We start from the raw sequence: 14074 nt of genomic DNA, 5'->3' as shown, positions 1-14074 counted from the left end.
CTCCCCGGCGCAGCCTCCGTCCCGCCCGCCCTCTCTGTCCGGCCCACTGCGTTCGTTCGACCCGGCCTGGCGTCCGGACAACCCGACGATCCTGGCGGCGATTCTCGCCACCCAAGCCGCCGCCCGCATCCACGTCGGAGAGCCCGCCGAGGCCCGGGCCCTGTGGGCCGGGGTGCTCGACCACGCGCCGCGCCACCCCCGCTCCGAGCAGACCCGCGTGTTACGTGCCAGGGCGGTGCTCGGGCTGGCCGCCGCCGGGAACGCATCCTCTCCGATCGGCACGACCGCATTGACGACCGTCGCCGCGATCCTCGCCCGCCGGGCCGATGCCCGGGCGACCCGGTCCGCCGACTCCCGCGAGTCTCCCGGCGGACTCGCCCTGGATGCCTTCGACGCCGTTCCGGCCGGTTCGCTGCTCGCGGCCGCGGAAGCCATCGCCGAAGGCGAGCTGGCTGACGCCGGCCCGCTGGGGGGCTGGGACCGGTTCGGCGCCGGCTACCCGGCTGTCGTGGGCGCGATGCTGACGGACTCCCGTGAAGCCGCAGGTAGGTACGCCACGGGCATCGCGGCAGGCTGGCCGAGTGATCTTCCAGCGGCGGGGCAGAGCGACCGGTGGGCGGTCGCCGATCTGCTCGGCGCCGCGCGCCGCGCGCCGGGAGCGGACGATCCCACGGTCGCGCTGGCCACCGAACTGATCGAGACCATCCTGGCGTTGCGTCTGTCCGCAACGGCGGGCGGGTCGCCGGACCGACTGCTCGCGGCGATCGGGCGGTTCGAGCCGGCGGACGCCCGGCCCTGGGCCGACTGGGTGGTGCCCCCCGGGCTGGTCGATCGCGCCCATCTAGCCGTGCTGCTGCTGCGCGCCCGCGGCGTTCCACCGGCCGGGCCGCCCGACCTGTCCGCGCACTGGCTGGACGAGATCCTCCGGCGCACCGGGGACATCGACGCCGAGCGGCGCGTCGCCGTGTCCGTCCACCTGAACCTTGATCATCACGTGCTTCGCCGCGCTACGCTCGAACGCTTCGACGAGCATCTCGGGTACGTGGCCGGGCGTCATCCGACGAGCTGGCTGCATCGTCAGATCCGCCCGCTTGTGGTCGAGGTCGCCGACGCCTGGGCGCTCCTCGACGAGCCGCACCGGGCCGCCGAGATCATCGTCGGGTACCGCGAGGCGGCGATGGCGGAGGGCGACGACCTCGCTGCCGTCGAGCAGTGCGAGCTGGCCCTGCTGGCGCTGTGCCGCCGCTACCGGACCACGGAGTTCAGCCCGTCGATCCGCCAGCTCGCGCGGGCGGGCTCCGTACCGGTGCGGGCCGAGGCGTGGCTGGTGCTGGCCCTGGTCAACGGGCAACGCCCGGACAGTCCCGCGCAGGCGGGTAGCTGGCACGCCTGGTGGCGCTGTCAGGACCACGAATCGCTGACGGGGAGGTCGCAGTCGGGATCGCCAGCCGTCCTGCCGGCTCCGCCGTCGGCCGACGAAGCGGGCCTTGCCCCGGGGACGAGCGTCGTGGATCGCCTGGAGTGGTGGACGTTGGGTTTGGGCGCGGGCGGGTTGATCGCCGGCCCCCGGGAGCTTGACCGCCTCGCCGACCCGCAGACGCGGCTGCGTGGTACCGCACTGGTCCGGGACTCGCAGGACCCGCCGTCCTCGCCCCAGCGCACCCGCCAGCCGCCCACGGTCAACGACCCGGTCACCCGGGCGATGTCCGCGCTGGCGCCGCTGACCGGCGCCCGCGCGGCGATGGCGGTCGCCGAGGTCCTCGCCCCGCGGCTGCCCGCGCACGCCGCCGCCCTGCTGGACCGTCCGTCCGATCTCGTGCCGCGTTCCGTGCCGGACCGGCTACGGGACGCCGGTGACGAGTTCGGCGCCCAGGCCGCGGCCGTGCTCGGCGCCCGCCTGCGCCAGCGCGCGGGGCAGGCCTCAGCCCCGCTGTCGGCCCCGCTGTCCTCGCCGCGGCTGGTCGGCTGGTCGGGCTGGCTCGATCGCCTGAGACTGGTGCAGGATCCGCCGCCATCGGATTCGGCGACACGGCTGTGGTACCGATCCGCGGGCCTCCCGGCGGACCCGGTGCAACCGCTCGCGCCGCCCGAACTGTCCGACGCCGTGGTGCCGCCGCCCCCGTGGCGCGACCCGCCGGTCGTTCCGAGCGGCGCTGCAGTCCCGGCTGACCTGGACGACGATCCTGAGTCCGTCATGTCGGCCATCCTGCGGTGGCCGTCCCAACCGGAACCGCTGAGCCGCGCTCCTCTGAGCCGCGCTCCCCGGCGACGGACGCGCCTGGCAGTGGGGGCGGCCGTGGCCGCGCTACTGGTCGCGACCACGGCCGCGCTGATCGTCGCGTTCTCACGGTCCGGGCGCGCGGTCAGGACGGGCGAGGGAACCTCCTGGTGGGACGGGGACGTGGCGCTGCCCGCCCTCCTGATCCCCGGCATCCTGCTCGTGCTGGCGTCGGTGGGGACGCTGTTTGCCTGGACCGCCGGCAGCCTCCAGAAGGTGCTGGCATCGAGGTTCCCCGGGCGGGGCGGTTCGCGTGGGGCCCGGCGTCGCGGTGCCGCCCCCGTTGCACCGGACCGTCTCCGCCTGTGGGTCGGCTCGCCGATCCGGGTCGGGGCCGGCCGGTACACAGCCATTGCCGTGCCCCCGCGCCTGGTGCAGCCGGTCGTCATCACGGAACCGACCCGAAGCTGGTTGTTGTGGTCGGACAGGCCGTGGCCCCTCATCGACCGTGTCCTGCCCGCCCGGCTGCTGTGGCGGCTGGACGGGCAGCGAGCGACGTTCGTGCGCCGGCGCCGCTGGCGTGCCTGGGAGCGCCGACGCCTGTGGCTGATCCCGCTCCTGGTCGAGGACGAGGCGCGGGGCGAGGACTGGGAACGGCGGCTCGCCGCGACCGCACCGCCGCAGTCGGCCCGCATGATCGTCTTCGCGCGCTTCGGGTCCAGAGGCTTTCAGCCGGTCGGCAACCAGCCTGCCCGCTCGGGGCCGGCAGGTACCTTCCGCGGTCCGCGCCACCTGCGGCCCGACGACGGCCCAGCTGGCTCGGCCGTCGTCGCACAGGCGATCGGTACTCCCGTGCGCACCATGTCGGGTATACGGATGCGGGTCAGCGACGACGGGTCCTCCTCGTCCGCCGCGGATGAGGAGAACCTGCTGGGGATTGAGGACCTCGACGTCGGCGACGTGCACCTCGCCGTGCTGCAGGCCGATCCGGTGGACGGCGCGGCGGCGTCCCTGGGCGAGGATCGGGCGGGCTTCGTCGACCTGGCCATCGCCGCGCTCGACGCGGGGGCCCCGGCGGTGCTGGTGATCCCACCCCTGCCCGACGAGCTTGCGGCCGCGGTCGGTGTGGTGGTGCGCGAGACGTTCGATCTCGCGACGCGGGGCGCGCTCGGCCGCGCCGGACGGCTGCTGGCGCCGGTCTACGCCGCCCGTCAGGTCAAGGACCTGATCTACGAGGCTGCCTCTGACGACTGGCCGGTTCCCAAGGATGCCACCACGGCGGTCGATCTCCGTCCCGGTGACGATGTGCTCCTGCTGCTGCCTTGACGGCACCTGCGTCAACTCGGGTGGGATATGCCCCAACCGGGATGGTCGCCGCCGTCAGGGGGCGAGCAGGCCGGCGAGGGTGAGGCCGGCGAGCGAGGGGTCGTCGCGGGCGGGGAGCAGGGCGATCACCTCGTCGGCGACGGTGGCATCCGGGTCGCCGAAGGCGGCCTGCTCGGGGCCGGTGTCGAGGGCGGCGTTGATCGCGAGGGCAATCCGCGGGCGGTCGGACTCGACGTAGTCGGCGGACGTCCAGGCCAGGGTGAGGGCCTCGGCGCGGTAGTCGGCGAACGCCGCCTCCCGCCCGTGCGCTCGCGCCAGCCGAGCCTGGCCGATCAGCGTCGTCATCGCCGGCAACAGCCAGACGTCGTGCTCGGTGCGGGTCTCCACCCGCACGACGAGGTAGTCGAACCCGGTCAGCCGCCGCTGCCCGTCACTGTGCGCGCCGCCGCCGGCATCACCCGGGCCGCCGCGGACGGCGAGCCGGCCGTCGGCGCCGATCGTGAGTTCGCCGGGCAGTGAGCCCGGCGGGGCGTTGACGACGGCGAGATGGCCGGCCTGCACCGGCTGGCCGCCGCCACCGGGACTGATCATCGTGTGGTGGACGCCGAGGACCGGTTCGTCGCCGGACGCGCCGATCAGCGAGTCCAGGCCGGTGGAGATGGCGTTCGCCACCGACGCCGCGGTCGCCAGCGGCGGCCCGAGCAGCTCGGCGAATCCGGTGACGAGCGTGGCGGCCGTGCCCAGCGGACCCGTCTGGGCCGCCTGGTAGACCGCCGCCTCGATCTCCACGGTGCCGCCGTTGAACGGCAGCAGCGGGGTGATGGGGAAATCGAGCTGGTCGCCGGGCACCGCCCAGGCGTCGGCCGGCCGCGAGAACGTCGTGAACGCGACCGGCGCGCCGGCACCGAACGTCAGCGAGGCGCCGGCATGCAGCACCGGGAAACGGTCGTTTCCCCAGCTCCGTGCCTTGGCGAGGAAACCCTCGGCGAGCCACAGCCGCAGATATCCCTGCGCCGGCCAGATCGGTGCCGATCCCGGCGCCGGGAAAAAACATGTCGTCACATGCTCGGCGTCCGCGGCGAAGCCGCTTTTTATCCGAGCCCACAATCCCCCTGCCACAGCGCGCAGCCTATCGTGGGCGAACATTCCTGCGGCCCGGTGTCGGAATCGTTGCGGTAAGCCGGGCCGGCCGCGGTCAGGGGCCGTCCACCGGGCGGAAGACCGCGACGGTGAAGTCTCCGCCGGGCAGCTCGGTGAACTCGGCCCGCACCCGCAGCCCGCAGCGCACCTCCGCCGGGTCGATGCCGACGATCCGGGCGGGCAGGCGCAGGCCGGTCTGCTCGTCGAGTTCGACCAGAGCCACCACGTAGGGCAGGTCGTCGAGGTAGCCGGGCACGGTGGCCCGGTGCTGGACGATGAAGGAGTAGACGGTGCCGGTGCCGGCGACGTCGGCGAACCGGGTCGGCCCCGCGCACCGCCGGCACCGCTCGAGCGGTGGTTGCAGCCACAGCCCGCAGTCCCCGCAGCGGCACATGGCGAGCCGGCCCTCGGCCAGGGCGGCCCAGAAGGGCGCGGTCACCGCGTCCGGCACCGGCTGTGGCGGGAGGCTGAGCGGATCGGCCCGCACAGCCGGGCTCTGCTCGTGCGTCGTGGTCACGGCGCCACCGTCCCGTAGACGAGGGCGCCGCCGAAGGGGCCGGCCCCGGACGTGACCAGCGCCGTCTCGGCGCCGCTCACCTGCCGGTCCCCGGCGTCCCCGCGCAGTTGCAGGACCGCCTCGTAATGGTGGTTCAGGCCGTGGATGTAACCCTCGGACAGCAGCCCGCCGTGCGGGTTGACGACGACGTCGCCGCCGTAGGTGGCCCGGCCGGCGCGAAAGTAGTCGCCCACCTCGCCCTTGGCGCAGAACCCGAAGTCCTCGAAGGTCGCCATCACGGTGAACGTGAAGCAGTCGTACATGCAGGCGACGTCGATGTCGGCGGGTTGCAGCCCGGTGCGCGACCACAGCCGTGGCGCGGTGTCCCGGGAGTACATGCAGCTCAGGTCGTCCCACTGGTCGACCGAGCCGCCGAAGCGGTTGCTGTCGGCGGCGCCGAGCAGGTGGACGGGACGGTGCGGCAGGTCCGCCGCCCGCTCGGCGCTGGTCACCACGATGGCCACCGCGCCGTCGATCTCGTAGCAGCAGTCGAACAGCCGGAACGGCTCGCTGATCCACCGGCTGTTCAGGTAGTCGTCGAGGGTGATGGGGGAGCGGGCCACCGCGTGCGGGTTGCGCACCGCATGGTCGCGTTCCTGCACCGCGATGGCGCCCAGGTCCGCCGCGGTGGACCCGTACTCGTACTGGTGGCGACGGCAGAACATCGCGAACCACTGGGGTGGCACGAGGTAGCCGTGCGGCCCCGCGAACTGCCCCTCACCGTCGACCTCGACCCGTTCCAGCGCCCGGCCGTACCTGGTCTGCGCGCCGAGCACCCGGTAGACGACGACCACCTCCGCCTGGCCGGACAGCACCGCCGTCGCGGCACCGGCGACGGTCGAGGTGACGATGTTGCCGCCGCCCAGGACGCTCAGGCTCCACCCGAGATCGTCGACCCCGATGGCGTGGGCGACCTGGCTCGGGCCGGCGCTGTCGCCCGTCGAGTAACAGGTGAAGCCGTCGACGTCCGCGGCAGTGAGCCCGCAGTCGGCGAGCGCCTCCCGGGCGGCCTGCGCGGCCATCGACAGCGTGGTGCGCCCCGAGGAGCGCACGAATGGCGACCGCCCGATCCCGACGACGGCCGCGCCCCCTAACGAACGACTCACTGTCCCTCCCTCCACGTTCAACACATTCCGGCGCGACGCCGATGCTGCGCCGCGAGTTTCCGACACGCGAGTTTCTGGCATCTGACTGTCAGAATCGTAGCGAGGGGGACCGGCGCGGTCCAGCCCGGCGAGGGCGATCCGAACCCGGCGGGCGCCAGCTTCAGATCTCCAGGCCCGGCCAGGTCATGGTGACCGGGTGCGGGTGGGGGAGGTCGAGAAGCTGGACGAGGTACTGCTGCCCGAAGTTGTTGGTGCGCAGCTCCTCGATCGTCTCCGGTTCCATCGCACCCGTCGCCCCGTACAGGTCGCTCAGCCGCTGCATGATCACGGCCAGCCGGTAGGACGCGTAGACGAGATGGAAGTCCAGGTTCTCGGCCTCGCGGCCGACGAGCTCCTGCCATCGGCGCACGGTCTGCACCGGGCTGCCGATGCCCGGTAATCGCTCGACGCCGATCGACTCCGTGCTGCTGTAGTCCATGACCGTCCACCAGGCGAGGTCCGATTCGGCGCCGGCCAGGCACACCATGTCCCAGTCGAAGACCGCCGCCACGTCGAGCCCACGGAACATCAGGTTCGGCAGCCGGGAGTCGCCCCAGGCCAGGGCGGTGACGCCGGCGGGCGGGACGTGCGCACGCAGCCACCGCTCGGCCGCGGTGATCACCGGATCGGTGCGTCCCCGCGCCACCCAGGACGCGACGTCGAACCAGTGCGCGAGATCCTGCCTCAGGCCGTCGGGGCCGAGGCGCGGACGGTCGAGGAACGCCACCTTCGCCGGATCGACCTGGTGCAGCCGGGCCATGACCTCGACCGCGTTGCGCCACAGCACGGCGCGATCGCTCGGGGCCAGGTCGTGCACCCAGCCGGTGGTGTGGAACGGCGGGGTGTCCCCGGGCACGCGACCCTCGACGCGTTCCATGACGAAGAAGGACTGACCGAGGACGCTGGTGTCCGTCTCCATGCCGACGACCGCGGGGACCGGGATGCCCGGCTCGCGGCCCAGCACCCGGTACATCTCGGCGTGGACGGTGAGGTCGGCGTCCTTGTACAGGAAGTCGGGGGAGTCGACCCGCACGACGTAGCCCGCCGAGCGGGCCACCCCCGCCTCGGTCCAGCTCGCCTCGCACAGCAGCGTCTCGTTGGCCACCCCGCTGGTCCTGGGCAGTGTCACCGCGGTGACGCGCAGATCGGACCGATGCGGCAGGGTCGCCGAAAACCAGGTCTCAAGCGCCCGCCGCGTCTTTTCCGGATCGCGCTGGCGGTCCCGGGTCGGCAGCCCGGATTCGATGTAGCTGGCGTTCGTTACCTCCGGCAACGTGTCCTCCTCGCGGCGGGGACGAATACGTGCTCGGCGAGATTTCTCGTCGAACACCACAAAGGAGCCACCGCCGCCCGCGGATGTCGCGTCGGACCGGAACGTCCGCCATTCGGCTGGTCGCGGGAACGGTCATCACCTGCGCCGACCGGCGGGCGGCGGGATCGCGGCGGACCCGACGGTCGGCGATGATGCCGACGCACTGTATGGCAGTGAACTGTCAGAGTCAATGCCTGATCGTTCGTGCGGGAGGTCTCGGCTTGCCCGGCCCTGACCTCGGTAAAGGCCTTCCGATCTGATCCCTTGCGCGGCCCGGTGCCGTCGTTCATAGTCTGGAGATCCCGAGTCCGATCCTCTCCTCGGTGCTGGCAGTCAGATGCCAGGAAGTGACCGCTGCCGAGTGGCGATCCGGCGCGCCTTCACGGCTGGCCGGCGGTCCCCGTCGGGCCGCATTCGGGAAAACCGGAGGTGCGTCGCGATGCCGCAGACCGATTCCTCACCGCAGCCGTTCACGGTCCGCACGGATCAGGCTGTTCTCGACGATCTGGGCGACCGGTTGCGGCGCACCCGCTGGACCGATCAGATTCCCGGAACAGGCTGGGAACACGGCACGGATCTGGCCTACCTGCGGGACCTGTGCGAATACTGGGCGGACGGTTTCGACTGGCGGGCCGCCGAGGCCCGGATCAACCGGTGGCCGCACGTTCTCACCACCGTCGACGGGACGCCCGTCCACGCCATTCACGCCCGGTCGCCGCATCCCGGCGCCGTCCCGCTGCTGCTCATCCACGGCTGGCCCGGATCGGTCATCGAGTTTCTCGACGTGATCGACCGGTTGGTCGACCCACCCGCCCATGGCGGCGACCCCGCCGAGGCGTTCCACGTGGTCTGTCCCTCCCTGCCGGGATACGGCTGGTCCGGGCCCACCCGCGAGCGTGGCTGGCACATCCGCCGGGTGGCCGACGCCCTGGTCGAGCTGATGGCCCAGTTGGGCTATCAGCGCTTCGCCGCCCAGGGCGGCGACTGGGGTGGGATCGCCACCAGCCTCCTCGGCGCGCACCATCCGGACCGGCTGCTGGCCATCCACCTCAACCTGGTCCTGGCGCCGCCGCCCGACGAGGCCACCATGGCGGCGCTGAGCGCCACCGAGCGCGCCGCGATGGACAGCGTTGCGCGCTTCACCCAGACCGAGACCGGCTATCAGGCCATCCAGGGCACCAAGCCGCAGACGCTTGCCCACGGCCTGGCCGACTCCCCCGCGGGCCTGGCCGGCTGGCTCGTCGAGAAGTTCCGGGCCTGGAGCGACTGCGACGGCGACGTGGAGAAGGCGATCAGCCGCGACGATCTGCTCACCAACATCACCACCTACTGGGTGACCGGCACGATCGGCTCGTCGGTGCGCCTCTACCGCGAGTCGATGCGGGCCGGCCTGTTCGACGCCCCGGACCGGCCGGTCACCGTGCCGACCGGGGTCGCGGTCTACCCGAGGGAGATCTTCACGCCGCCCCGGCGCTGCGTCGAGGCGCACTACGACCTGCGGTACTGGCACGAACTGCCCCGCGGCGGCCACTTCGCCGCACTGGAGCAACCGGAGTTGTTCGCCGAGGACGTCCGAGCGTTCTTCCGCTTACTGCGCGGCGGGGGCCATGAGATCGGCTAGCGTGGTGAACTCGGCGGTGACGTAGGACCCGAGGCTGCGCGACGGTGCCCCCTGCAGCCAGCGCTGCATCGCGCGCTGTTCGGCCAGGATCCCGATCGCGGCCAGCAGCTCGCAGCTCTCGTCGGGCTGCACGAGGCCGCGGCGGGTGGCGACCGCCCGCGCGACGAGCGCCAGATTGCCCTGCTGGTTGTCGTGTTCCTTGCCGCGCAGCAGGAACGACGAGGCGACGGCGACGTGGTAAAGCCTGATCCGCTCCCGCAGGCGGGCCACGCCGGGCGCGAGCGTGACGAAGGCGGCCCGCATCGCCTGGAACTCGCTCAGCGACTCCGGCTGGGCCAGGTACACGCCGACGAAGGAACGGAAGTAGTCGTCCTCGCCGAAGAAGAGCACCGACTCCTTCGTCGCGAAGTAGCGGAAGAAAGTCCGGGGCGAGACGCCGGCGCGGGCGGCGACCTGCTCGGTGGAGGTGGACTCGTAGCCCTGCTCGGCGAACAGCTCCAGCGCGGCGTCGACAAGCGCCCGGCGAACCCGGGCCTTGTGCTCGGACCAGGCGGCGGGGCGGGCCCGGGCCGGCTGCGCGCTGCTGGGCAGCGGCATGCCGTCCACCGGGTCCCCCTCGTCTCCGACAGCCTGCCGGTGGGCGGGACAGCCTGCCGGTGGGCGGCGCTAGCGGGCCCGCAGGTCCGAACGCTCGACGTAGACGTGGCCCACGTCGCCGTCCCAGTCACAGGACGCCCAGTTGACAGCGTACGCCCGGGCCGGTTCGGCGACGCCGTAGGGCAGTCCGCCGGCGAACGTGGTCCACAACCCGGTCCGGGTGGTCGCGCTCACCTCCAGTAACCGTTCATGCCAGGCGAGTCCGAACGGCAGCACCTCCCCGGCGGCGAGCAGGCCGTCCAGCCGCGGAACGTCGACGACCCGGGCATGCGTCAGCTTCCCGGCCTCGACGACGTAACCACCCTCCAGCGTCACCGTTCCGTCGGTCGACCAGTAGCGGGACAGCCCGAAGGCGCGCCCGCTGCCCGGGAACAGGCAGCCGGCGATGACGTGCCCGCCCCAGCCGTTGACCGAGTCGTCCCCGCGCGGGCCCCGGGAATGGTCACGCCAGCCCGTGCCGTCGAAGGTGACCTCGCGCCGGCCCCAGCGCACCGTGCCGCGGGCCCGGTAGAGCTGCTCGTAGTGCTCCTTCGCCCACTGCTGCTGGTCCATGCCACCGCGGCCGGTCGCCGCCGCGGCCGCGGTGTGCGCGTCCCACACGGGCGTCGCGCACTCGATGTCCAGGTCGAGCTGCAGACGGACCTTCTCGCCGTCGCGGACGAGGCCGGTGCGCATGCTCTCCTGCGGCGTGCGCAGGCAGAAGCCGTCGAAGGTGACCCGCCAGTGCCGGAACGGCTCCAGGCACTCGAAGCGCAGGTTGGCACCGGCCGGGCGGCGCGCCGGATCGGTGCGGTGGTAGGCCCACATCGACAGCACGCCCTCGTCGTCCGGCAACGTGACGAGCGCGCGGTCCTCCCACAGCTCCCAGGCGTCGGCCACGGTGCCCAGATGCAGCCACATGCCGATGTTGTGGGTCGGGTCGTAGGGGGTGAACAGGAGGTTCTCGGTCCAGGCCGGCACGGGCGGGCAGGACGCGACGACCTGCTCGCGCTCGGGCGGCAGCCCGGCGGACAGATCCTCGATGCGCGGCTCGCCGCGCAGGGTGCTCATCGGGAGCCTCGGGCGGAACCGCGGGGCATCGGGGGAGGCGTGAAAGCCACGTCCGATCCTCTCTGTGGCACGGCGACTCCGTAATTCTGGCACAGGACTGCCAGGTTTGGGTCGGACGCCCGCAGCCGCCCGGGAAATGGCCCCGAGAGTCGGGCGCGACCAGAACCGCCGACGCGGCCCGCCACCGCTGACCGTGGCCCCGCAGACCCCGGATGCAGGTAAAACCCGTTGCAGCTAGGGTGATTCGTAAGGATCATCCCAATTTGGGGGGCTGGTGACGGTGGATCCGGATGCGGATGGTGGGCAGGCGGAGGTCGGGCCGTGGTGGAGGTCGCTGGCCGAGGAGCATCCGTCGATCGATCTGAGGACGGACAGACCGCATACGGCCCGGATCTACGACTACTTTCTGGGTGGGAAGGATAATTTTCCCGCTGACCGGGTGGCTGCGGAGCAGGCGAGTGCCGCCTTCCCGAACGCCTCGCTTGCGGCCCGGCAGAATCGTGCGTTCATGGTGCGGGCGATTCGCCACCTTGCCAGGGAGGCCGGGATCCGGCAGTTCCTCGACATCGGTACGGGCATTCCCACCAGCCCGAACGTGCACGAGATCGCCCAGGCCGTCACCCCGCAGGCGCGGGTCGTCTACACGGACAACGATCCGATCGTCCTGGCCCACGCCCGCGCGCTGCTGGCCAGCACCCCCCAGGGCCGGACCGCCTACCTCGACGCCGATCTCCGCGACCCGCAGACCATCCTGGACGCCCCCGAACTGCGCGAGACCCTCGACCTGAGCCTGCCCGTCGCCCTGTCGATGATCGCGGTGTTCCACTTCGTCGCGGACTCGGACGATCCGCACGGCATCATCCGCCACCTCGTCGACGCGCTGCCGTCGGGCAGTTACCTGATCCTCACCAACGGCACCACCGACTACGACCCGGCCACGCAGGACCTCGCCGTCGCCTACGAGAAACAGGGGATCACCGTGCGGCTGCGCAACCGCACCGAGGTCGAGAACCTGTTCGGCGGGCTGGAGCTGATCGATCCGGGCGTCGAGCTGGTCCACCGCTGGCGGCCGGCCGCCAGCGACCTGCCCGGCCTCACCGATGCCCAGGTCAGCGTGTACGGCGGAATAGCCAGGAAGCCCTGATACGCATCCCGTCCGAGTCCGACGGCGGGGATGAGTGAGGGAACGTCCGGGTGATTCCTCGAGCGGGAATGCGACCGGCGGGGCACGTTTCGTCAACACCAAAACAAGACCGACCAGATATTGTTCTGTCGCGCGGAGTGGACCATGATCAAGAAGGGTTGTCCTCGGCAGCATGGAACTTCGCTGCGTCTCGGCCCGATCGACGCCAGCCGCGGGCCCGGGCTCTGGCGGGGTGGCCCCGGCGCTGGTCATGCGCCCCACTCGTACGACGTGTTATCTGTCTCCGAGCAAGCCAGGATGGCCTTCGACTGGCACTATCCGTCCTGGGGGAGCCCGGCGCATTCGCCGACGCCGCACTGACAAGAAGCTCGTGCCGAATACGGGGCCATGTCCACGTCCGTGCCGGGCCGCGGCCGAGATCCACACTGCGCGAGTGGCGAGGTCAACCGGCGCTTCCGTCGAGGATGGCCCCAATGGCAGAAACTGGCCGGATTCTTCTCCCATCCGAACTTTGCGGGCGGGAGGGCTGAACAGGACCGCTGGAGGGAAACCCTGTAGGCATGCAGCACGTCGTGGTCGGGGTCGACACCGGGGAGGCCGCTCCCGCCGCGCTCGGCTCGGCGGCCGACCTCGCCGCGCGGCTGGATGCCGAGCTCGATGCCGTCCACGTCCAGCCCCTCAGCCCTGCGCAGATCCGCACGATGATCTCCACCGTGCCCGGTCGGCACGCGTGCGAGCGGTTCCTCAGGGCCGAGGAGGACGCCCAGACCAGGGCGGCCCGCACGCTGGCGGACCGCACGCTCACGGCGACCCCCGTGCACTGGCGGTTCCACGTCCGCGCCGGCGATCCCGTGACCGAGCTGCTCGCCGTCGCCGACAGCGTCGACGCCTACGCAATCGTCATCGGCACCCGGCACGGCGGCGTGGGCGTCGCCCTGGAACGGTTGCTCACCGGCTCGGTCTCTCATCGGACGATCCACCGGACCCGCCGGCCCGTCCTGGTGGTCCCCACCGAGGTCGACGACCGACCCGGCAGGGACGCCTGATCGGCCTGGGACGACGCGTCCTCGCGGCGGGCAATCCGCGCGGATGCGTGGCAGGCGGCGCCGCTCTCGGGGTCAGGCGGTGGCGCCCGCGGGGTGGTGGCGGGCGGGGCTGGTGTGGATCGTGGCGGCGGAGCGGAACCGATCTGGTGCCCGACGCGGATGCGGTAGCGGGCCACGATCTCGTTGCCGACGAAGCCGACGGCCGCGGCCGCGGCGACCGCCCTCAGCCGGTCGACCTGCGCGGGGCGGACCGGGCGGTCGATCGAAGCCCGGGCGGCGGCCCCCCGCCCGACCGCGCCCTGCTCGTGTCCGCCCCGATGCTCGCGCAGCGATCTCGCGGTGTGGCAGCGTCGTTGCATTCCGAGACGCCGGGGGCTATACAGGGATTAGCACTCGGTAAGGTCGAGTGCCAACCTCTGGCGCGACGGGTGCCTGGGCCCATGACTCGGCCCATCGTTTTCGTTGCTGGGCCCCGCTGGCGGCCGGCACTCCTCCCCGCAGGCTTGAGCCTCAGGAGGATTCACCCATATGCCGAAGATCATTGCCTTCGACGAGGAGGCACGGCGTGGCCTGGAGCGCGGCATGAACCAGCTGGCCGATGCGGTCAAGGTCACGCTCGGTCCGAAGGGTCGCAACGTCGTTCTGGCGAAGAAGTGGGGCGTTCCCACGATCACCAACGACGGTGTGAGCATCGCCAAGGAGATCGAGCTCGAGGACCCGTACGAGAAGATCGGCGCGGAGCTCGTCAAGGAAGTCGCGAAGAAGACCAACGACGTCGCGGGTGACGGTACGACCACCGCGACGATCCTGGCTCAGGCTCTGGTGCGTGAGGGTCTGCGTAACGTGGCCGCCGGCGCGA

Annotated in this window: 10 protein-coding genes and 1 pseudogene; 5 read left to right on the top strand and 6 right to left on the bottom strand. The window is 72.1% G+C overall.

The annotated features are described in order from the left end of the window. A pseudogene (locus tag NBZ83_RS21855) lies at positions 1 to 3544 on the top strand (hypothetical protein); the annotation flags it as partial. A 54-nt stretch (positions 3545 to 3598) separates the two neighbouring features. On the opposite strand, the gene NBZ83_RS21850 reads toward NBZ83_RS21855, so the two are convergent. The 4 genes from NBZ83_RS21850 to NBZ83_RS21835 form a co-directional block, all read right to left on the bottom strand. Beyond that, positions 3599 to 4663, bottom strand: coding sequence for a hypothetical protein (locus tag NBZ83_RS21850; RefSeq protein WP_261569221.1), 1065 nt, complete (start codon positions 4661 to 4663; stop codon positions 3599 to 3601). A 76-nt stretch (positions 4664 to 4739) separates the two neighbouring features. Then, positions 4740 to 5201 (bottom strand): Zn-ribbon domain-containing OB-fold protein, encoded by a 462-nt coding sequence (locus NBZ83_RS21845; protein ID WP_261569220.1) that lies wholly within the window; start codon positions 5199 to 5201, stop codon positions 4740 to 4742. Then, positions 5198 to 6346: a thiolase C-terminal domain-containing protein gene (locus NBZ83_RS21840; RefSeq protein ID WP_261575703.1), complete on the bottom strand. Its 1149-nt coding sequence runs from the start codon at positions 6344 to 6346 to the stop codon at positions 5198 to 5200. Before NBZ83_RS21840 ends, NBZ83_RS21845 begins: the two co-directional genes overlap by 4 nt. Before the next feature lie 160 nt (positions 6347 to 6506). Further along, the gene (locus NBZ83_RS21835; RefSeq protein ID WP_261569218.1) at positions 6507 to 7658 is read right to left on the bottom strand and encodes a phosphotransferase family protein; all 1152 of its coding nucleotides are present in this window, start codon (positions 7656 to 7658) and stop codon (positions 6507 to 6509) included. Positions 7659 to 8136: 478 nt separating this feature from the next. On the opposite strand from NBZ83_RS21835, the gene NBZ83_RS21830 reads away from it, so the two are divergent. Beyond that, the gene (locus NBZ83_RS21830; RefSeq protein WP_261569217.1) at positions 8137 to 9318 is read left to right on the top strand and encodes an epoxide hydrolase family protein; all 1182 of its coding nucleotides are present in this window, start codon (positions 8137 to 8139) and stop codon (positions 9316 to 9318) included. Here NBZ83_RS21830 and NBZ83_RS21825 read toward each other — a convergent pair. Continuing rightward, the gene (locus NBZ83_RS21825) at positions 9286 to 9915 is read right to left on the bottom strand and encodes a TetR/AcrR family transcriptional regulator (RefSeq protein WP_261575704.1); all 630 of its coding nucleotides are present in this window, start codon (positions 9913 to 9915) and stop codon (positions 9286 to 9288) included. The two genes, NBZ83_RS21830 and NBZ83_RS21825, sit on opposite strands and share 33 nt — an antisense overlap. 69 nt (positions 9916 to 9984) lie before the next feature. Then, positions 9985 to 11025 (bottom strand): DUF7064 domain-containing protein, encoded by a 1041-nt coding sequence (locus NBZ83_RS21820; protein WP_261569215.1) that lies wholly within the window; start codon positions 11023 to 11025, stop codon positions 9985 to 9987. A 280-nt stretch (positions 11026 to 11305) separates the two neighbouring features. On the opposite strand from NBZ83_RS21820, the gene NBZ83_RS21815 reads away from it, so the two are divergent. The 3 genes from NBZ83_RS21815 to NBZ83_RS21805 all read left to right on the top strand — a co-directional run. Then, entirely contained in the window at positions 11306 to 12169 is an 864-nt protein-coding gene (locus NBZ83_RS21815; RefSeq protein ID WP_261575702.1) for an SAM-dependent methyltransferase, read from the top strand. A gap of 560 nt (positions 12170 to 12729) precedes the next feature. Beyond that, entirely contained in the window at positions 12730 to 13215 is a 486-nt protein-coding gene (locus NBZ83_RS21810; protein WP_261575701.1) for a universal stress protein, read from the top strand. A 528-nt stretch (positions 13216 to 13743) separates the two neighbouring features. Beyond that, the coding region (locus NBZ83_RS21805) for a TCP-1/cpn60 chaperonin family protein (RefSeq protein ID WP_308203813.1) at positions 13744 to 14074 on the top strand (331 nt) is incomplete at its 3' end.

Source organism: Frankia gtarii (assembly GCF_025403375.1).
Classification (GTDB): Bacteria; Actinomycetota; Actinomycetes; order Frankiales; family Frankiaceae; genus Frankia; species Frankia gtarii.
The sequence above is the reverse complement of the archived record's forward strand: the minus strand, read 5'-3'. Positions and strand labels throughout refer to the sequence as shown.

Excerpts from the sequence above, each read along its gene's own strand:
- NBZ83_RS21830 (WP_261569217.1), top strand. The coding sequence starts at position 8,137 with ATGCCGCAGACCGATTCCTCACCGCAGCCGTTCACGGTCCGCACGGAT.
- NBZ83_RS21825 (WP_261575704.1), bottom strand. The coding sequence starts at position 9,915 with ATGCCGCTGCCCAGCAGCGCGCAGCCGGCCCGGGCCCGCCCCGCCGCC.
- NBZ83_RS21820 (WP_261569215.1), bottom strand. The coding sequence starts at position 11,025 with ATGAGCACCCTGCGCGGCGAGCCGCGCATCGAGGATCTGTCCGCCGGG.
- NBZ83_RS21810 (WP_261575701.1), top strand. The coding sequence starts at position 12,730 with ATGCAGCACGTCGTGGTCGGGGTCGACACCGGGGAGGCCGCTCCCGCC.